General features: G+C 61.9%; 19 protein-coding genes and 1 pseudogene. 14 read left to right on the top strand and 6 right to left on the bottom strand.

Going from position 1 to position 18,871, the window contains the following annotated elements; genetic code table 11:
* Positions 1-10: 10 nt before the first annotated feature.
* Positions 11-385 carry a DUF423 domain-containing protein gene (locus tag A37A_RS0105600; protein ID WP_018290542.1) on the bottom strand — a complete coding sequence of 125 codons (375 nt, stop codon included), beginning with the start codon at positions 383-385 and terminating at the stop codon, positions 11-13.
* A gap of 184 nt (positions 386-569) precedes the next feature.
* Here A37A_RS0105600 and A37A_RS0105595 point away from each other — a divergent pair, with 184 nt between their 5' ends.
* The 4 genes from A37A_RS0105595 (at position 570) to A37A_RS21275 (ending at position 3,414) form a co-directional block, all read left to right on the top strand.
* Positions 570-1,697 carry a carbohydrate kinase family protein gene (locus tag A37A_RS0105595; protein ID WP_018290541.1) on the top strand — a complete coding sequence of 376 codons (1,128 nt, stop codon included), beginning with the start codon at positions 570-572 and terminating at the stop codon, positions 1,695-1,697.
* Between the two features lie 337 nt (positions 1,698-2,034).
* A complete protein-coding gene (locus A37A_RS0105590; protein WP_196799510.1) occupies positions 2,035-2,418 on the top strand; it encodes a hypothetical protein in 384 nt (127 codons plus the stop codon).
* 74 nt (positions 2,419-2,492) lie between these two features.
* Positions 2,493-3,032, top strand: a complete 540-nt coding sequence (locus A37A_RS20555) for a hypothetical protein (RefSeq protein WP_196799509.1) — start codon at positions 2,493-2,495, stop codon at positions 3,030-3,032.
* Between the two features lie 85 nt (positions 3,033-3,117).
* A complete protein-coding gene (locus A37A_RS21275) occupies positions 3,118-3,414 on the top strand; it encodes a hypothetical protein (protein WP_018290539.1) in 297 nt (98 codons plus the stop codon).
* Between the two features lie 467 nt (positions 3,415-3,881).
* Here the strand turns inward: A37A_RS21275 and A37A_RS0105575 are convergent, their stop codons facing one another.
* Entirely contained in the window at positions 3,882-4,676 is a 795-nt protein-coding gene (locus A37A_RS0105575; protein WP_018290537.1) for a thymidylate synthase, read from the bottom strand.
* Positions 4,677-4,705: 29 nt separating this feature from the next.
* On the opposite strand from A37A_RS0105575, the gene mutS reads away from it, so the two are divergent.
* Positions 4,706-7,261, top strand: coding sequence for a DNA mismatch repair protein MutS (mutS, locus tag A37A_RS0105570; RefSeq protein WP_018290536.1), 2,556 nt, complete (start codon positions 4,706-4,708; stop codon positions 7,259-7,261).
* A 94-nt stretch (positions 7,262-7,355) separates the two neighbouring features.
* Positions 7,356-7,781, top strand: coding sequence for a phosphoribosyl-AMP cyclohydrolase (gene hisI / locus A37A_RS0105565; protein ID WP_018290535.1), 426 nt, complete (start codon positions 7,356-7,358; stop codon positions 7,779-7,781).
* 81 nt (positions 7,782-7,862) lie between these two features.
* Here hisI and A37A_RS16000 read toward each other — a convergent pair whose 3' ends face one another.
* Together A37A_RS16000 and A37A_RS15995 are read right to left on the bottom strand one after the other, a co-directional pair.
* Positions 7,863-8,972, bottom strand: a complete 1,110-nt coding sequence (locus A37A_RS16000) for an acyl-CoA reductase (RefSeq protein ID WP_018290534.1) — start codon at positions 8,970-8,972, stop codon at positions 7,863-7,865.
* On the bottom strand, positions 8,969-10,051 hold the full coding sequence (locus A37A_RS15995) for a hypothetical protein (protein ID WP_018290533.1): 1,083 nt from the start codon (positions 10,049-10,051) through the stop codon (positions 8,969-8,971). The genes A37A_RS16000 and A37A_RS15995 overlap by 4 nt, the downstream gene beginning before the upstream one ends.
* An 84-nt stretch (positions 10,052-10,135) precedes the next feature.
* On the opposite strand from A37A_RS15995, the gene A37A_RS0105550 reads away from it, so the two are divergent.
* The 5 genes from A37A_RS0105550 to A37A_RS0105530 are packed head-to-tail and all read left to right on the top strand — an operon-like array spanning position 10,136 to position 13,549.
* The gene (locus A37A_RS0105550) at positions 10,136-10,414 is read left to right on the top strand and encodes a polymer-forming cytoskeletal protein (RefSeq protein WP_018290532.1); all 279 of its coding nucleotides are present in this window, start codon (positions 10,136-10,138) and stop codon (positions 10,412-10,414) included.
* Positions 10,411-11,187, top strand: coding sequence for a polymer-forming cytoskeletal protein (locus A37A_RS0105545; protein ID WP_018290531.1), 777 nt, complete (start codon positions 10,411-10,413; stop codon positions 11,185-11,187). The genes A37A_RS0105550 and A37A_RS0105545 overlap by 4 nt, the downstream gene beginning before the upstream one ends.
* A gap of 55 nt (positions 11,188-11,242) precedes the next feature.
* Positions 11,243-11,929 (top strand): hypothetical protein, encoded by a 687-nt coding sequence (locus tag A37A_RS18180; protein ID WP_018290530.1) that lies wholly within the window; start codon positions 11,243-11,245, stop codon positions 11,927-11,929.
* Positions 11,865-12,398 (top strand): hypothetical protein, encoded by a 534-nt coding sequence (locus A37A_RS0105535; RefSeq protein ID WP_155996486.1) that lies wholly within the window; start codon positions 11,865-11,867, stop codon positions 12,396-12,398. Before A37A_RS18180 ends, A37A_RS0105535 begins: the two co-directional genes overlap by 65 nt.
* Positions 12,395-13,549 carry a VIT1/CCC1 transporter family protein gene (locus A37A_RS0105530; RefSeq protein ID WP_018290528.1) on the top strand — a complete coding sequence of 385 codons (1,155 nt, stop codon included), beginning with the start codon at positions 12,395-12,397 and terminating at the stop codon, positions 13,547-13,549. The genes A37A_RS0105535 and A37A_RS0105530 overlap by 4 nt, the downstream gene beginning before the upstream one ends.
* Positions 13,550-13,735: 186 nt before the next feature.
* On the opposite strand, the gene recN is transcribed toward A37A_RS0105530, so the two are convergent.
* Positions 13,736-15,433, bottom strand: coding sequence for a DNA repair protein RecN (recN, locus tag A37A_RS15985; protein WP_018290527.1), 1,698 nt, complete (start codon positions 15,431-15,433; stop codon positions 13,736-13,738).
* A gap of 21 nt (positions 15,434-15,454) precedes the next feature.
* Positions 15,455-16,519 (bottom strand): annotated as a pseudogene (gene prfB / locus A37A_RS0105520) (peptide chain release factor 2); the annotation flags it as partial.
* A gap of 170 nt (positions 16,520-16,689) precedes the next feature.
* Here prfB and A37A_RS15980 point away from each other — a divergent pair.
* From A37A_RS15980 to mog, 3 genes are read left to right on the top strand one after another with little or no spacing between them, the layout of a single operon-like run.
* On the top strand, positions 16,690-17,874 hold the full coding sequence (locus A37A_RS15980) for a molybdopterin molybdotransferase MoeA (protein ID WP_018290525.1): 1,185 nt from the start codon (positions 16,690-16,692) through the stop codon (positions 17,872-17,874).
* On the top strand, positions 17,871-18,365 hold the full coding sequence (gene moaC, locus A37A_RS0105505; RefSeq protein ID WP_018290524.1) for a cyclic pyranopterin monophosphate synthase MoaC: 495 nt from the start codon (positions 17,871-17,873) through the stop codon (positions 18,363-18,365). The genes A37A_RS15980 and moaC overlap by 4 nt, the downstream gene beginning before the upstream one ends.
* Complete coding sequence (gene mog / locus A37A_RS0105500; RefSeq protein ID WP_018290523.1) at positions 18,362-18,859, top strand: molybdopterin adenylyltransferase; 498 nt, start codon at positions 18,362-18,364, stop codon at positions 18,857-18,859. Before moaC ends, mog begins: the two co-directional genes overlap by 4 nt.
* The last annotated feature ends 12 nt before the right edge of the window (positions 18,860-18,871 follow it).

Here is an 18,871-nt window from a genome sequence, read left to right as displayed (position 1 = left end):
GACGTGCAGGTTAAGGCTCCGGAGCCCGCCTGCGAAAAAGAGCCTCGCCAGCGATCCAAAGCCAGCCGATGCCCAAGAGACTGCCTCCGAACGGGGTGGCCCGGGTCCAGCCGAGGTTTCCGCTGAGGACCCACGCGTACAGGCTTCCGGAAAAGAGGATGATGCCGAAGAGGAAGCAGAGGGAGGGGATGGCGAAGCCCTTAGGATACCGGCTCAAGGAGAGAAGTGCCAACACGTGGACGAACTGGTACAAGACAGCCGTTTTCCAGGTTTCCAGGGAGTGGGGAAGGAGGGGAGAGGTGGAGAGCCGGTGTGCGCCATAGGTGGCCGCGACGATGCCCAAAAAGCCAAGCAAGCCAGCCGAGAAAGTTCGAAAGCGACTCATGTTGCGAGATTTGTCGGACAGGATGCCCTCTGCTGTCGAGCCGATTTCGAAAACCCGAGTCCAAGCATGAAAAGGACGCGCGTTCTTTCAACCTTAGGTTAGTCTGAGAGCCGCAGGAGAACGCTTGTGAGACTTACAGGTTAGGATTGTCAAGAGGTTGGCAAACGCGTATAGGGAAAGCGCCATGGCCGAGCGGCACCGCGCACGACAAATCGCGGATCGGCTCTCTGGCGCTCAAGCGCAGCTTTTCAAGCGCGTCTGCCTGGTCGGCTTCGATGGCGTGGTCGAAGAGTCGTTCCGGGTGGTTGACCATCGCCGGTCGCACGATCATTACACTGTTCTTACTTCGATCGAGCAATTTTTGACGCGCCTGCGCAAAGAGGCGCAAGAGGAGGAAGGCCATTCCTTCGGCTTTGATCTCGTCGAGGGTCAACCCCGAATGAGCGGCAGCGCGCCTTGGTTTTGCTCCGCTCTGGGCGCCTTGGGCGCCCAAGTTGACTTCCTCGGCGCGTGCGGGAATCCGGGGTGCGTGCATCCAGCCTTTGCCGAAGCGGAACGGCGCGCCACCGTTCATCCCCTGGCTTCTCCTGCCTATGTGCGCGTCTTGGAATTTAGTGGCGGCCGCGTTTCTTTCGGAGATTACCGGCCCTTGGAGGAGATCACCTGGGAGCTCCTGGAAGAGCGAGTCGGAGGGGGCGCTTTGCGCGAGCTGTGGGCAAAGGCGGACCTAGCCGCGTTTCTGAATTGGTCGCGGCTCCCGCATCTTTCTCTCCTTTGGAAGCGGCTTCTATCCGAGCTTTGCCATGCTTCCGCCTCCCCGCGAAAGCTCCTTCTTTTCGACCTGGGGGATCTTCGCCAATCGACGGAGGCCGACCTCCTGGCCGCGCTCAAGATCCTGACCGAGTTCCAGGCGGACCACGACGTGATGCTGAGTTTGAACGATCGGGAAAGCGAAGTCGTCGCCCGCGTCCTCCACCTGCCTGAAATCGACCTGGATATCGCAAGCGCTCCTTCTTTGGCTGCGGCCATTCGAGAAAAAGTCGGGATTTCCACCGTAGGGATCCATTGCCCAAGATTTGCTGCGGCCTCCGACGGAGTGGCCGAGGAAGGGCTGGGAACCCCCCATACGACAAAGCCGAAAATCGTTCTTCAAGCGGGAGATCATTTCAATGCTGGATTTTGCGCCGGACGGCTTCTCGGCTGGAAGCTCGCGCACTGTCTCCAACTGGGAGTCGCCTGTGCCGGTTTCTACGTCCGGCATGCCGCAAGCCCGACCCGCGAGCAGCTCGTCCGTTTCCTGCGGACGTTCTGAGCGCCATGGGGAAGCGTATCGTGAACGGGACCCCTCTTTGGCACGGAACACGAGCTCAAGCGCCGATAGGATGCCCGTGCCGCAAGATTCCCGGCAATGTCGTGGCGGGGGGGGTCAGAGATCGCGCTCCGCGCGCCGATTGAAAAGGAGCCAAAACAAGATGAACATCCATAGGCCACTGGCCCTGAGGGCAGCCGCTCTTCTCCTGGCAGTTATGCCGTTGTCCCTTCACGCCGAGCCCCCATCCACCAAGCCCGCGCCCACGGCCCCAGCGAAGAAAAAGAACTGGACGCCGCCTTCGCACAAGATGCTCGCTCAAGTTCTCTCCGATCGGACGATGGCGGCACATCCCGAGTTGTTGAGCGTCACATTTCATGGCGTTCCGCCAGGAATGGACAAAGTCTACACGATGTTCGCCGGGTCGTTTCCAGAGCGGATCGGCAACCCGGATGATCCGGATGACATCGATGTGATCACCAAAGGGATCACGATCGTCGATCCGCGTTGGTATCGCACGACCGACCATCCGAAAAAATTCCTGGTGATGCTGCCGCTGCGCGACAAGAACAAGGAAAACATCGGGCTCATCGTCTACGCGTTCAAGCTGGATACAAATCCCGGCAAGGGCGAGCGAGAATTCATTGCCGAGGCGCTCGATTTGCGCGACGCACTCAGCGAGCAGATCCCGAGTTACGAAGCACTCTTCGCCGCTCCGCAATGAGACGCCGCGCGCTCAAAAAGGAAGAGGCGGAATGGGAGATTTTTCACGCAAGAACAACGGGAAGGAGAAGGAAGGTGCTTGGGCCCCTCGGAAGGATATCGTCCTCTGCCGCTTCGGCGGCGCTCGCCTGGTTGATCGCTGGGATCGCATCGCCCAACGCGCATGCGCTGAAATTCGTCGCGATCCAGCATCATCGACATGCCGATGCCTCCATCCCGCCCTGGAAGCCAGGAAAGTTGGATCTGCAACCGGAAGAAGAACTCCATATCGTGGGCGCCGACGTCATGGATCAGATGACGCTCGGTTGGGTATGGCGGATGCGAGAGGCCTATCCGCGGCTGAGTGTCACAATGGAAGCTCGCGCGTCGGGCACCGGTATTCCTGCGCTGATCGATGGGCGGACGCAGGTGGCGACGATCGGGCGCGAGATGCTGCCGTCCGAGGAAAAGGCATTCGTCGATCGGTTTGGCTATCCGCCGTTTGCCATTCGCGTGGCGACGGGCAGCGTCGGTTCTCTTGGCAAGACGGCCGCGATCGTCATTCTCGTGGACAAGGAATCCGATCCCGGGTCTGAGCTTAGCCCAGCTCGATGGCATCTATGGAGAAGATCGTAAACGCGGCGAGAAAACGGAGATTCGAACCTGGGGCGACCTGGGGCTCAAGGGCGACTGGGAGAAGCGCCCGATTCACCTTTACGGCTTGGCGGTACCGAATGGGATCGAAGCCTATTTCCGGGCGCGCGTCCTGGAAGGCGGGGCTTACAAGCCCGACATTCAGTTCGTCAAGGGCAGTGGGTTCACGCACGCCTTCAACATGGCGGTCCACGAGATGGCCGCGAAACCCGGCGGTCTGACCTACGCGACGCTGGCGAATGTCGAGCCGAACGTGAGGCCTGTACCCCTGTCCGAGAGCCCACGCGGTCCTTTCCTGTTGCCTACGACCGAGACGGTCTACGAACACACCTATCCGTTAATCGCTCTATCTACCTCTATGTGAACCGGGCTCCCGGCAGGCCGCTTGAGCCCAAGATAGAGGAATTTTTAAAGCTCGTGCTGAGCAGGCAGGGACAGGAAGAGGTTGCGAAGGACGGCGTCTACTCTGACGCCGAATCTCGTTCGCGAAGAGCGCGCGCGGCTGCGCAATTGAGAATGCTGCGCGAGGAGGCAGGGAGAGCTTGCGGATCAAAGGTCCGCCCGGACCGAGCCGATTTTCAGTCGCCATTTCTCACAAGCGCTCTCCTGCGGCTTGCGAAATGGGCTCGTCTGCTTCGTTGGACCTGGTTTCCATCCTTGCCGTAGATCTTCATAGAGCTCCGGGGGAAACCGGCGCCGCGCCTCGGGTACGAACTTTGTGGGACATGCAGTCTATGGGGTGGGCCTTCGGCAACGATGGAAAACCAATTCGAAGCAGGCAGGGACGCTTGGATCATTCCGGTGCAAGAGGAAATGCGGGAGAGATGGCGGCTAGACCGCGACAGGAGCGCAAATGGAAGGCTCCGGATGATAGTCGACTAGCGAAATATCTTCGTAGCGGATCTCCTCCAGCGATCGGACACCTGGATGAATCTCCACGCGGGGAAGGGGTTTCGGGGCTCGGCCGAGCTGGATTCTGGCTTGTTCTAGGTGGTTCGCGTAGAGGTGGAGATCGCCGAAGGTGTGGATGAACTCCTTCGGCCGCAGGTCGCAGACATGCGCGACGAGCAGGGTGAGCAGAGAGTAGGAGGCGATATTGAAGGGGACGCCGAGGAAGAGGTCGGCACTCCGCTGATAAAGTTGGCAGGAGAGGGAGCCGTCCTGCACATAGAATTGAAAGAGGACATGACACGCGGGAAGCGCCATCTGGCCGAGCTCGGCGGGATTCCAGGCGGTAACCAGGAGACGACGGCTGGATGGGTTGCGGCGGATCTGGTCGAGGAGCTCCTGGATCTGATCGACCGAGGTTCCGTCCGAGCCTCGCCAGTTCCGCCATTGCGCCCCGTAGATTCGCCCCAAATTTCCCTGGGCGTCCGCCCACTCATCCCAGATCGTGACTCCGTTGGCTTGAAGGGTTGCGACATTGGTTTCTCCCCGCAGGAACCAGAGAAGCTCGTGGACGACCGACTTCCAATGGATTCTCTTGGTGGTCAGGAGAGGGAAGGTGGTGGTTAGATCGAATCGAAGCTGGGCGCCGAAGAGGGAGTAGGTGCCGGTCCCTGTGCGATCGGAGCGACGAGTGCCCTCGCGGAGCACGGTCTGCAGCAGATCGAGGTAATTGCGCATGCGAGGTCGACACCGACTGTAGGAGAAGAATGAAATCGTCACAATCCCAAGAGGTCAAGGCTTCGTCCGAAACGCCCATGATGACGCAATATCGGGAGCGGAAGGCCGAATTGCCTGGGGATGTGCTGCTCCTCTTCCGGCTGGGAGATTTCTACGAACTTTTTGAAGAAGACGCGAAAGTCGGGGCGAATCTCCTCGGGCTTGCGCTCACGCACCGGCATGGGATGCCGATGTGCGGGATGCCCGTCGAGTCGGCGGATGGGTATATTGCCCGTCTGGTGCAGGGAGGGAGGCGGGTCGCGGTCTGCGAACAAGTGGAGACTCCACAGCCAGGGAAGCTGGTTCGACGGGAAATCACTCGGATCATCACCCCGGGCAGCCTGCTCGACCCAGGGTCGCTCCGCTCGAAAGAAAACAACTTCTGCCTAGCTCTGGTCGCCGGCCGTCATCGCCTCGGAGTCGCCGCCGCCGACCTGGGAACCGGTGAGTTTCGCGCAGGAGAATTGGGAAGAGAGGAGGAGCTGGTCAACCTGCTCTGCCGCCTTCGGCCCAGCGAGATCCTTCTGCCGGAGGAGGCGTCGGACGCGCGTCCGGGCCAGCCTCGGATCGGGAGGCTGGAGGAACTTCTCGGAAGATGGGGCAAGCCTGTGCTGACCCGGCACAAGAAGTGGGCCTTCACCTCGGAACACGCTGCGGCTCTTTTGCTCACCCATTTCCGGGTGAAATCCCTGGCGGGCTTTGGACTCGCCGGGGCCCCTCTGGCCCTTTCCGCTGCGGGAGGTCTCCTCCACTACCTGCGCGAGGAACTGCGCCAGGATCTCTCCCACGTGCGGGAGATCGTCGCGATCTGCCGGGAAGAGTTGCTCATTCTGGATGCCGTGGCCCAGCGCACCTTGGAGCTTCTCTCCGCGCCGAGCCGAGGAAAAAGTTTTCTCGAGGCGATCGACCGAACGCTGACTCCAGGGGGGGGAAGGTTGGTGCGCCAGTGGGTCGCCGAACCTCTCCGCGATCCAGAGAAGATTCGAGCGCGTCAGGATGCCGTTGCTGATTGGGCGGAGCGAGACCGAAGCCGACGATCGCTTCGGGAGATCCTCCCCGGGATAAGAGATCTGGAACGGCTGCTCGCCAGGGTGGCTCAGGGGTCGGCCAGCCCTCGGGAGATCGGGGCGATCAAGGATTCTCTCAAGCCGCTGGCCAAGATCCAGGAGCTTCTGCCCCCGTCTGGCAAGTGGGCGGAGTGCCGGAGCGATCTCGAGCCACAGGACGATCTGGTTGCCGAGATCGAGCGAGCCCTGGTCGCCGACCTGCCTCTTTCCTGTCGGGAGGGGGGCCTTTTTCAAGCGGGTTTCGATGCCGGCCTGGACGCTATGCGGGAAGCGGCCGAGAGCGGAAAAAGATGGCTCTTGGAATTCGAGCGGAGCGAGCGGGAGCGCACCGGCCTGCGGTCGCTCAAGCTCCGCTACCATCCGGTTTTCGGATACCTGCTGGAAGTTCCCCGCGGCCAGCTTGCGCAGGTTCCTCCGGAGTATGTGCGTCGCCAGACCTTGGCGAACGCGGAGCGGTTCACTCGGCCGGAGCTACAAGCCATGGAGCAGAAGATCCTGGGTGCGGAGGGCCGCGCGCGCGAGTTGGAGCTGGAGCTCTTCCGCATCCTCCGGCAGAAGCTCTGCGATCGGCTTCCGACCCTCCAGAAAGCCGCAAGAGCGGTCAACGAGATCGACGTCGCAGCGGCTCTCGCCGAGCTTGCCCGGGAGAGGGGCTATGTCCGGCCGGAAATCGTCGAGGAGCCGGTGATCGAAATTGTCGGCGGCCGCCACCCGGTGGTCGAGCAGGCTCTGGAGGGGGAGCGGTTCGTCCCGAACGACACCTACCTCGACGGGCGACATTCGCGCTTGGTCATTCTGACGGGACCAAACATGGCCGGCAAGAGCACCTATCTCCGCCAAATCGCGCTCATCGCTCTGCTCGCCCACATCGGTTCCTTCGTCCCCGCGTCGCGCGCGAAAATCGGAATCCTCGACCGGATCTTCACCAGAATCGGGGCCAGCGACGACCTCGCCAGCGGCCAGAGCACGTTTCTGGTCGAGATGCAGGAAACGGCCAATCTTCTCCGCCATTCCACCGAAAGGAGCCTCGTGATCCTCGACGAAGTCGGCCGGGGGACGAGTACATTCGACGGCCTGTCGATCGCCTGGGCGGTGGCCGAAGAGCTTTGCGACCGGAATCGTTGTCTCACCCTGTTCGCGACCCACTATCATGAGCTGGCGGAGCTGGCGCAGAGCCGGCCGGAGGTGCGCAATTTCTCCCTGGCGGTCCAGGAAATCAACGGGGAGGCCATCTATTTGCGGAAAGTGGTGGAAGGGGCGATCGACAAGAGTTACGGGCTGCAGGTGGCGCGGTTGGCGGGCCTGCCCGAGCGGACGATTCAGAGAGCCGCGGAGGTGCTTTTGGGCATGGAAGCCGAGGAGGAGGATCCGCGTAGCAAGGCGATCCAGGCTCGTCGCCGCCCCCGCCGCGCGGAGTCCGAAGAGTTGCCTCTCTTTCCCGGATGGGAAAGGGGGGAGACCGGCGACGCGGCTCCGTGAGAGGGAGACCGAGAGATCGCCGGCGATCGCAGAAGCTGTCCTTCCGGCTTTGTCCTTGTTCCCGCCCTCTGCGAATGCCACTATGGATTGCGCAATGAGCGTCAGTTCGGAAATCGAGGAGGGGACTCGGCTCATGCCCCGGTTTGATTCCGCGGGAACTCTCCCCTGTATCACCGTGGATGCGGAAACGGGCGAGGTGCTCATGTTTGCTTACATGAATCAGGAGGCGCTCGATCGGACGATTCAGACAGGCCGGGCGACCTATTACAGTCGCTCCCGGAAGAAGCTCTGGGTGAAGGGGGAGGAATCCGGATTCGTTCAGCACGTCCGAGAGCTGCGCGTCGACTGCGATCAGGACTGCGTTCTGATCAAAGTATCCGTCGAAGGCGGAGCTTCCTGTCACGTGGGCTATCGGAGCTGCTTCTTTCGGCGGCTGAAGCCCGGGAGCTCGGGCGAACTCGAATTCACCGAGTCGAAGAAAGTCTTCGATCCAGAGAAGGTCTATCCGCGGAGTTCCTGAACCGTCGACCAGAAACCGGTGCTCGACCGATGACCGGCCGAGCTGGCTCTGGCGGTTCCTCTTGTCGATAGGAATAAGATATTAGGAGGGGAAGCGGGTCGTTTTCTGGCGTTCCGGGGGATGGGCTCCTTCCCAGTCCACCCAGCGGATCAAATCCGCCAGGGGTATCCTGCCGTCGTGATGCCAGAGGGGAGGGGGAGATTGCATCGTTCCCACGCGGCAGCAGCGGGAGGCGCCGAGACGCCAAAAGAGCTTCTGGACGGAGAGCGGAACCCGCCCGGCGACTCCGACCGCGGAGAGATGGCCCCGGAGCGGGGCCAGCCAACTCTCTAGCTTCTCTCTCGGGACCCTGTCCAGATAGAGAACGCGATGGCCGCAGGTGGGCTGAAATTGCGGGAGATCGCGAACGACGAGGGTCCATTGGAGGCGATCTCCATCTTCCCAAAGAGGCCAGCCGAGGGCGCGGGCCATCACGCGAGCCTCGCGGATCCTCGCCGCTTCTTCCGGGCGGCGGGGGATCGAGTCGAGAAGGGCGTTTTCGGAAAGCCCGCGGGCCAAGAGTTCCGCCAAGGGGAGAACGGCGGCTTCCGATTCGAGGATGAGGCACTGCGGGGAGAGGCAGCCAGCCTGATCGTATTCGGTCAGATCCTGGACGATGCCTTTCACCAGATGGGTCGTTGGACGGCCCACGGCTCCGAGCCAGAGAAGGCTAGCTCGATGTCCATAGGCGAGGAAGAGCTGATCTTTCCGGCAGCGGGCCCGGAAGAGCCGGATGGTCTCGTCTCGGCCAAAAACGACGATGGCGTCAGCCGAGGCAAAGGCATCTTCGGAATAGGAAGGAAGGATGCGGACCAACTTTCTTAAGGCGGGAGGAAGCGCTTCGCAAAACCGGGCCATCGCATCACTCTGTTCGTCCGGGCACTGGAGAAGATTCTCCGATCCCAGAAGCAGCCCTTCCACGAGGGAGCGCCATCCCGAGACCGGAACGGTGCTCGCCAGGACATGGTAGAGGCGCTGCGGAGCGATCGCACGGCTCCATCCACGGCCATAGGGGACAAAGCGGTCGAGCGCATCCAAGCGGCCTAACGCCGCCCTGAGAAGCTGGCGGAGATCCTCGCGGCCCGAGATTCCAAGCTCAGGAAAGAGCGAACAGAGGGGAGCCAGTCGCTGGATGCGCTCGGCGGCCGTCATGACGAACGGAGATCTTCGGCAGTGAGGGAACAGCCGCGCAAGGGGAGAGTCGGGCGCCGGCCAAGGAGGCGGAAGCCGTCTGGTGCCGCGATCGCCTCGTCCTGGGTCTGGATCGCCAGCACCGAGTCGATGTTGGCGAGGTCCACCCAGGCCACCAATCCCTTTTCCCCGGTCAGGCAGTCTCGGCCGGTGAGCGGATTGAGGATCCGGACGCGAGCCCAGGGCGGAGTTCGATGGATTCCTTCCGGGCCTTGGGCGTAGGCCTGGCTGGAGAGTTCGGTCATGCCGTATTCGCTCCAGATCTCCTCCGCAGGGATTCCAAACCGCGTCTCCAGGGCACGATAGAAGTCGGGCTTGGACAGTTCGCGAGTCCGCCCCTTGAACCCGCCAGTCTCCAAAAGAAAACTTTCCCGGGGTAAGCGAAGGGGCGATCCTTCGTGATGGTCGATCAGCGGAATCAAGGCAAAGGCCGTCCCGCAAAGTCCCACCGGACGGCCCGCGCGCACCGCCTCGGAGAGGGCGGCGAGGAGACCCTGCTGGTCGAGGCGGCCCTCCTGAATCCAGAAATGAGAGAAGTGGGTGCTCTGCTCCGACCAGAAGCCGAACATGGCCGATAGCGAAGAATGGGGAGCTTCCTGAGGAGAAGGGACAAGAAAGTGGAGATCGACCGTCTCCCACGGCACGCCCGCCCGCCTGGCTCCTTCGGTGCTCACGGCCCGGTAGAGATCGACATCGAGCAGAAAATGACGGCCCGGATGTTTTGCGGTCGTTCCGCTGGTTTCAAAGATTCTTCGAGGCGTCTGGCCCTCAGGAACGAAAAGACGCGACTGCTTGAAAAGCTCCTGGGGAACAGGAGGAATCTTCCGCCACCCGGCGGGAACCCCCCCTTCGGCTTGCAGCAGCCGCCGGAGCGGAGCCACCCCGTGGGATTGAATCTGACAGAGCGCGAGGGCAAGCCCCTCAAAGCCGCTTTCATCCTCCGCGGAGAGGCTCCACAACCACTCGGCCCATCGCGCTCGACCTTCCGGTCTGTCCAGTTCTTGGCGGAAAGAAGGGAATCCGCTTTTCTCTTTTGCCATTCGTCACTCCCTCAGCGAGGATAACCACTCATCGACCCGGTGGAACCGGAAAATGTTGTGTTGAGCGAAGCAGAGAGACGGCGTATGGGGATCGACAGCGCGGAGAGAATGAGCCTGATGCCGGGATGTGAGTTGCGTGGAGAGATCTTTGCCCAACAGGATGGCTGGGTTGGGGGCCGGTTTTTCGGTACGATGGTGGTTCGAGGCCGGCTGGTGCTCTCCCCGTCGGCCGAGGTCCAGGGGGTTCTCGTCGCGGGCAGTATCGACGTCGAGCAAGGCGCTCGTGTGGAGGGCATGTGTTTTGTGGGACCGCACGGGGTTGAGGAATGGAAACGGTATCAGGAAACCGAGAGTGCAGGATGATCGCCGAGAAGAATCGGTTTAGCCAAAAGGAAGTACGCTGCCCACATTGCGGCCACCAGCAGTGGGAGTCGCGCACAGCGCTCTCCACGTTTTGCCGGAAATGCCAGCAATACCTTTCGCTCGTTCCGAAGCGAAGAAACGAACTGCCATCCAAGTCCCGACCCGTCCGGGATCGATTCGTCCGTTGCCCCTTTTGCGGAGCGGGCCAATTCGTCTATTCGGCGGCGCTCTCTTCCGGATGCATTGCCTGCGGAATGGGCCTCAACCTCGTGAGCTATCAGGTGCGGGGCAAGTCGGGGGATCGGTTGAAGACGCTGGGGGACATCGATTTCCATCCCCGCTGCGAGTACCACGGCCCACGGGTAGAGGCGCGCCAGGTGCGGATCAGCGGTCGGGTGGATGCGGAGGTCTGCGGAAGCGAAAGAGTGCAGTTCCGGAAGGAGGGAGATGTCGAAGGGGGAGTGGTTGCGCCGGATGTGGAAGTCTACCCTCGGGCAAACGCTTCGTCGGCAGCCATTGTGGCCTGCGCCTTGTGGGTTGCGGGCCACCTCGAAACCGACCGGATCGTGGCCTTGCGTGGCCTGGAGGTGGCGGACGGAGGAAGCCTTCGAGCGGGGCGCATTCTCACTCCACGCATCCAGATGATGGGCCACGCTTCCCTACTGGGGAAAGTCGAAATCCGTCCTCTACCGCAGCCGCCGGAGGTCTCGCTGCCCGCCTTGGAAGAAATCGCCAGGCGGATTGTTCCGGAGGAACCTCTTTTCGGCTGGTGACTTTCCCTTGGGGGTTGCCGGCGGGATCGCGACTTCGTATGGTGGTGAGCCTGTTATGCTGCAGCTTTGGATCTGTCTCCCGTGGACTTCAACGATCTGGCTTTGGTCTTTTCTGATTGGCACCCCAGTGGTCCAAGCCGGCTTTTTGCCCGAAAAGTCGCCTCCCGTGGTTCCCGGAGCGCAACTTCCGGGATCGGGCGCGGAAGACGGAAATCCGCCCGGCCGAGACATCGGCGCGCGGATCTACCAGGAGGCGATCTATAGTGCAGGCATGGACACGGGGAGCTTGCCGGGAGGGGGAACCTTCTCGTCCGTGTCGGCCGTCTGTTTTGTGCTCAATCGAGTGCTCGGTTCGCCGCCGGTCAGCCCCTACTTATCCGAGCTGGAGCGTTGGCTGGAAGCCAACGGCCGGAGGATTGGGGAACAGGGTCAACTGCGGTCGGGCGACCTCATCCTCTCGCCTCATTCGCTTTCCGTAGCGGGACAGGTGGGAATCATCGGAAGAAGAATCAGCAATTATCCCGACTTCGAAATCTATTCGAATTCGGCCCGCAATCACCTCTTCGTCCCGGGCTGGTCGCTCCGGAAGTGGAAGGAGTACTTCCAGTCCCAATTGGGGCTCGATGTGGTCTTTTTTCGCGTGATTCGCAGCCCGGAGAAGGAACAAGGAGAAACCCGTGAGAGTCTTGATTGCCACCGCCTTCCTCTTTTCGGTTTTTTGCCGACAGGCTCTAGCTACTGAGCCCTCGGACCTTCTGCCCAACACCACCCCCCGGCTGGCGCGCTTTTTGGAGCAGTTGCCCTTGAAGGCGCAGCAGGAGATCGCGCGGCGATTCCGGGTGGCACTCTCCTACGATCTCATTGGGAGCGACAATGTTCCAGACGGCTCAGGAAAGTCGATCCTGGAAATCGAGCTTTCCACCGAGACCAGCCGAGGCGTCATGGTCTTCGAAACGACACCAACGGACGCCCGGTTTCTCTTTCTTGACGATCTACCCTACCGCATCCCCGATCGCTTTCGGCTTTCCGATGGAGAAAAGCGGACGATCGCCCTCGTTTTCGCGCGGTACGAAAAGAGCGAGTTCAAGGACAGAGACTGGGCGCGCATGTGGTTCTCCCGACCCTCGGTGATGACCTCCTGGCAGTTACAGGCCTATCGGGATTTGGGCATGCTCCCGCGGGAATTTGGCCGCCTAGGCTACGGACCGTGAAGAGCGGAAAGGAAGGCGACGCCGGCTTGCTTCGGAAGTATTGGCTTGCCGAGAAGAGGAGTTCCGAAGCTTACCGGGATCTCGCCGCAGGCGAGGCGGATCCGCGGCGGAAAGATGTCTTTCTCCGCCTCGCCGAAGCGGAGGAGAAACATGCCGCCCGGTGGGAGGTAGAACTGCGTGCACGGGAAATCCCTCTTCCCAGCTTGGCGGGAGGCTGGCGGCAGCGCTTGCGCCGCTGGTGGCGGCAGGCGCTAGGCCCTTCCCTGGTTATCCGGAATTTGGAGAGTGCGGAGGATCGCCAGGAGGAGGAATACGAGAAGCAGCGGAAAGCGGGCCGGATTCCCGCCGACCTAAGTGCCGCCTACGGCGAGATGGCAGCCGAAGAACGTTCTCATGCCCAGATCCTGCAGACACTCGGCACGGCGAGCCAGCCGAAGAGCGTCGCCGAAAGGATTCTCGCCCGGGAACGTTGGCACAAGAAGGGTGGAGGTTGGGTGGCCGACGCGATCTATGGCGTGAACGACGGCTTGGGAGCGGTTTTCGGAATCGTCTCCGGGGTGGCGAGCGCCACGGAAAACCAGACGCACTACGTGCTGCTTTCGGGGCTGGCGGGAATGCTTGCCTCGGCCCTTTCCATGGGCGCGGGGGCTTACCTCGCGGCAAAGAGCGAACGAGAGGTTTACCAGGCGGAGATGGCTCGGGAAGGGGAAGAAATTGCCCGGCACCCCGAGGAGGAAAAGGAAGAGATGGCACTCTTTTACGAGCTCCAGGGATTCAATCGCGAAGAGGCACAAGCCATGTCGGAAAAGCTCTTTGCCCGTCCCGACCAGTTTCTGGCGGCGATGTCACGATCGGAGCTGGGACTTTCCGTGGAGTCGTTTCCCAGCCCGACGACCGCCTGCCTTTCCGCATCGATCTCCACCGGGATCGGAGCTCTCGTTCCGCTGCTCCCCTTCTTCTTTTTCGGTGGCTTTTGGGCGATCTCGATCTCGTTTGCGATCAGCCTGATTGCGCATTTCTTGGTCGGGGCGGCCAAGTCTTGGATCACGACCCGATCGTGGTGGTCCTCCGGGCTTGAGATGACTGCGGTCGGTGTGCTGGAAGCCGTCGCGACTTATACCCTTGGCTTCCTCTTTCGCGTCCACGCCTAGCCTGCTTGTCACACAAGGGTTCTCCTGCGGCTTGCGAACTGGACCCGGCTGTTTCGTTGGGACTTGGGTTTTTGGCCTTCCTCGCAGTGCGTGCTCATACCGCTCCGGTGGAAAACCGGCGCCCCGCCTCGCATCCCGGCCCATCGGCTTCGCCTCGGGTACGAATTTTGCGAGAAATGGGCGCGATCAGGATGGCTTTGCACCAGAAGTCGGGGAAGCCGGGCGCGGCGTTTCCGTGAGCATGCGAGTGGCCAGGGCAAGGGATTCGTCGCTCTTGCCTCCTAACATGCGCGCAAGCTCTTCCGCTCTTTCGGGAAAACCAAGCTGAGCGAGGGAGACCGAGACGCCGTTGCCTGCAGGCTCTTTGCTGACACGAAAATGCGCGTCGCCTTGGGCTGCAACGGGAGCCAGGTGAGTGACGCAAATCACTTGATGTTGCCTGCCCAGGAGCCGAAGATGGGCTCCCACCTTCCAGGCCGTTTCGCCGGCAACATTGGCGTCTATCTCGTCGAAGATGAGAACGGGCACGTGATCGACGGCGGCGAGCACCGTCTTGATCGCGAGCATCACGCGAGCCATCTCCCCGCTCGATGCGGTTTCCCGCAGGGGGAGGGGGGGACGGCCGGGGTTGGGCGCAAAAAGAAATTCGACCTCTTCGGCTCCTCTCCGTCCCGGCTGCGGACGGACCATCCACTCCACCTGGAAATCCGCGCGGGGAAATCCGAGTTCCGCCAGCACGGCGGATACTTTTTGGGCGAGGATGGTTCCCACGCGCCGCCTCTCTTCCGCGAGCGTCCGAAGGATTTCCTCGAAGCGGCGTTCCAGTTCGGGTCGTTTTTCCGCAAGCTCGCGATGTTGTCGGCGCTCCGTTTCCTCGTCCTCGAGCTGGCGCTCCGCATTCTGGAGGCTCAGGAGGACGTCGGCGAGGGTTGGGCCATATTTCCGCTTCAAGCCTTCAAGATGGCTCCGACGCTGCTCCAGAGCGTTCAGACGATCGGGATCCACGTCTAATCGTTCTCGATAGCTGGTGAGGAGCACCCCCATCTCCTGCAGGCCCACGGTCGCAGCTTCCAGGAGCTCTCCGGCCTTGGCGGCGCCGGTAGCGTCCAGACTCGACCAGGCGGTGAGGACGCGGCGAGCTCGGGAGAGCCGGTCGAGAGCGCCTCCCTCGGTGAAAAGGAGCGCATCGAGCTCGCCGACCATTTCGAGCAGCTTCCAGCCATGCTGGGCGAGCTCAAGCTCCTGGTGGATCTCCTCCTCTTCTTCGAGCCGGATCGCCGCTTGTCCGATCTCCTGGACCATGCTTGTCCAGCGCAGGCGCTGGCGTTCGCGCTCCGGATCGGAGAAGATCCTCTCTCGGCTTCGTGCGAGTTCGAGCTTCTCGAAGGCGTCTTCCAGTTGGGCGACCCGCTCCTGCAAGCCGCCGAACGCATCGAGAAGAGAGAGTTGGGCGCTGCGCGGAAGGAGGGACTGGTGCTCATGTGGTCCGTGGAGGTCGAGCAGCGAGTCGCCGACCCGTCGCAAGACCGCCAGGGTGGTCGAGCAGCCATTGATAAATTGCCGACTCCCTCCGGAGGGCGAAATACTTCGCTTGACCAGGAGCCTTCCTTCTTCGCAGGGAGCGATCCCGCTCGACTCCAACAAAGGGGTCAGGGTCATTGTCGCATCGCTGTTCAAGAAAAAATCTCCTTCAACCGAGCAGGGTTTATCCCCATCGAGATAGAGAGCTCGGTCTGCACGATTTCCTAGGAGAAGGCCCAAGGCCCCGATTAGGAGGGATTTCCCGGCTCCCGTCTCGCCCGTGATCACCGTGAAGCCGGGGCCGAGCTCCCATTCGAGGCAGCCGATCAGGGGTAAGTGTTCGACGCGGAGGAGACGGAGCACGGATACTCCAGGCGCTGGCGGCTATTGCTCGGCCTCCACCGGGGAGGAGCGCGTCTTGCCTTTGAGGAAAGCCGAGAGAAAAGAATCCAGCTCACCATCGAGAACCCCTTGAATGTTGGAAGTTTCTTCCCCGGTGCGTAGGTCGCGCACGAGCTGGTAAGGTTGCATCACATAGGAGCGAATCTGGCGCCCCCAGCCAATTTCTCCCTTCTCGCCGTAGATGCGCTCCTGCTCCGTCCTCCGCCGGTCCAACTCCACCTCGTGAAGGCGGGAGCGCAGGACCCGTAGAGCAGTGGCTCGGTTTTGGAGTTGGGAGCGCTGGTTCTGACAGGTGACGACAATCCCGCTCGGCAGATGAGTGATGCGCACCGCGGAATCGGTCGTGTTGACTCCCTGTCCTCCGTGACCACCGGACCGGAAGACGTCAATCCTCAAATCGGAGGGGGGGATTTCGATCATAACCTCCTCCGCGACCTCGGCGACGATGTCGATGGAGGCAAAGCTCGTCTGGCGTTTGCCCTGGGCATTGAACGGAGAGATGCGTACCAGCCGGTGCACCCCTCTCTCGCCCTTCAAATAGCCGTACGCATAGGAGCCTTCGATCAAGACGGTGGCCGTCTTGAGTCCGGCTTCCTCGCCGGCGAGAAGATCGAGGATTTCAAAACGAAAAGCATGCCGCTCGGCATAGCGCTGATACATCCGGAGGAGCATCGCGGCCCAATCGCAGGCCTCGGTGCCACCAGCTCCCGCATGGATGCCCAGAATGGCGCTTTTGATATCGAGCGGATCAGCCAGAAGCAGCCGGAGCTCCGCCTCGGCAAAGTGCGATGCCGTCTCGGACAATTCGTGGGCAAACTCTGCCTCGAGCGCGGAATCCGGATGTTCGCCAAGCAGCTCTTCGAGGGCACGCAGGTCCGCAACACGCCGCTCGAGGCTGCTCAGATCCTGCAATCGGGAGCGGACCTCCTTGTTGCGAGCGATGATCCGTTCCGCTTCCTCCCGATTGGACCAGAATCCAGCGGATGCCATGAGCCCCTCGATCTGCTGACGTTCGGCAAAAAGTCGATCGGCGTCAAAGAAACCTCCGCAATTGGTGGAGGCGGGCCTCGAACACTACCCACTGACCGGAGCCATGCTTCTTCTCGTCCATGTCGGCAGCATAAGGGCTCGCGTTTGACGACGCAAGGGGCGGTAACGGATGCCTCGCCATGCTTTCCGCTTGCGTACGGCAAACGCGAGAGGCTTTCTTGAGAGCGATGGTGACGGCGGAAGAGGCATGGCGCATCCTGGGAACCTTGGCTAAGCCGATCGGGTCCGAACCGGTACCGTTGGGTGATCTGTCCGGAAGGATACTGGCCGAATCGGTTTGGGCGGAGACTCCTCTTCCTCCTTTTTCCCGCGCGCTGGTGGATGGATATGCGGTGCGCGCCGAAGACCTCCCCGGCCCGCTCCCCGTCTGCGGGTCTTCCGGGGCGGGCCGACCGTTTCCGGAAACTCTTCCTCCAGGCGGGGCCGTGCGCATCATGACGGGCGGTGTCGTTCCGGAGGGCGTCACACACGTGGTGAGGCAAGAGGAGGTCGAGCGTGCCGGCGAAGGGATCCGCGTTCGTTCTCCACTGGCATCCCCCAATATCCAAACCAGGGGAGAGGATGCCAAGCCGGGCGACCTTTTGCTGACTCCAGGAGTTCGGCTCGGTGCGGGCCAGATCGCCCTCCTGGCAAGTCTGGGGAGGAGCGAGGCCTTGGTTTCTCGGCGACTCCGGGCGGCGCATCTCCTTTCCGGGGATGAGCTGGCTCCAGCGGGGAAGCCTCTCCCGGAGGGCCAGATCTACGACGTCAACGGTCCGATGATGGCCGCGCTCTGTGATCGGGTGGGGGTCGAGATGGTCGGACAGCAGTGGGTCCCGGATGTTCGAGCCGAAATGGAGCAGGCGATCGATGCGTGGATCGCGAAAGTAGACGTTCTCCTGCTCTCCGGAGGGTTGGGGCCTGGCGAGGCCGATCTGGTGAGAGAGGCTTTGGCCGCCCTGGGATGCACCGTCCATTTCCATGGGGTGGAGATTCGGCCGGGGAAGCCCTTTCTTTGTGCCTCCCGGGGTAAAACCCTGGTTCTGGGACTACCCGGCAATCCAGGCGCGCACCTGGTGCTTTTTTGGCTCTTCGTGACGCCTCTGCTCAATGCCCTCTCCGGACTGCCCTTCTCCGTTCCGTGGCAGACCGGGCGCCTTGGCGTGGATCTCCCCTGCGGTCCTCTTCCGCGGGAGACCTTCTGGCCGGTGACGATTGGTTCCGAAGACGGATCGATCTGGCTTCACCCGCTGCCGTGGACCGGCTCGGCTTCCGTTCCTGTTCTGGCACGTACGCAGGGTTTCGCTCGCCTTCCCAAAGGGTGCCGTCACCTTGCCGCGAAGGAACTTCTCGCCTTTCTCCGCTGCTCATGAAATCCGGCTCCCCATCTCCTTCGGACTCCTTTTCCCACTTGGATGACATCGGGCGGGCACGCATGGTCCGGGTGACCGGAAAGATCGACCAGAACCGCCGGGCGGTCGCGGAGGGATTCTTGCGGCTGGCAGCGGAAACAGTAGAAAAGCTTCGTAGTCAAGCACTGCCCAAGGGGGATGTTCTCACGGTGGCGCAGGTCGCCGGCATTCTCGGAGCGAAGAAAGCGGCGGAGCTCATCCCCCTCTGTCATCTCCTGCCCCTCCATCACGTAGAAGTGCGACTGACGCCCGAGCGGGACCAGATTCGGATTGTCGCGGCGGCAGAAACCGTGGGCAAGACCGGCGTGGAAATGGAGGCGCTGACCGCGGTCGTGGTGGCGGCCTTGACGCTGTACGACATGTGCAAAGCGGTCGACAAGGGCATGTCGATCGAAGGGGTGCGGCTCCTGAAAAAGGAGAAGGAGCCGGTTGCGGGAAAGCGGGGATCATGAAGGTCGGACGGGTTACCCTGAGCGATCGGGCCCATACCGGCGTCTACGAGGATCAGAGCGGTCCCGAGATCGAGCGACTGGTCGAGGAGATCTTTGCCGAGCCGATCGAATTTGTTCGAGTCCTTCTTCCAGACAAAGAGAAGCAGATTGTGGAGGCTCTCCGCCGCCTCGCCGATCGGGAGGAGTGCGCCCTGGCGCTCACCACAGGCGGGACCGGGCCTGCCCCCCGGGACGTGACTCCAGAGGCGACGCGCCAAGTCCTTCAGAAGGAGCTGCCCGGGTTTGGAGAGATCATGCGCTCTCTCTCCTACGCACGGGTTCCAACCGCGATTCTCTCCCGGGCGACCGCCGGGATTCGCGGACGCTGTTTGATCATCAACCTGCCGGGCCGCCCTTCCGCCGTCCGGGAATGTCTCTCGCTTCTCGGGCCGGCGATTGCCGAGTGCCTGGATCATATCCGAGGCTTCCGCCCTCGACTGCGGGAGCAGAAGTAGCGACGGCTGGAG

It is taken from the genome of Verrucomicrobium sp. 3C, assembly GCF_000379365.1.
Lineage (GTDB): Bacteria > Verrucomicrobiota > Verrucomicrobiia > Methylacidiphilales > Methylacidiphilaceae > Methylacidimicrobium.
This window is presented reverse-complemented; position numbering and strand designations above follow the sequence as displayed.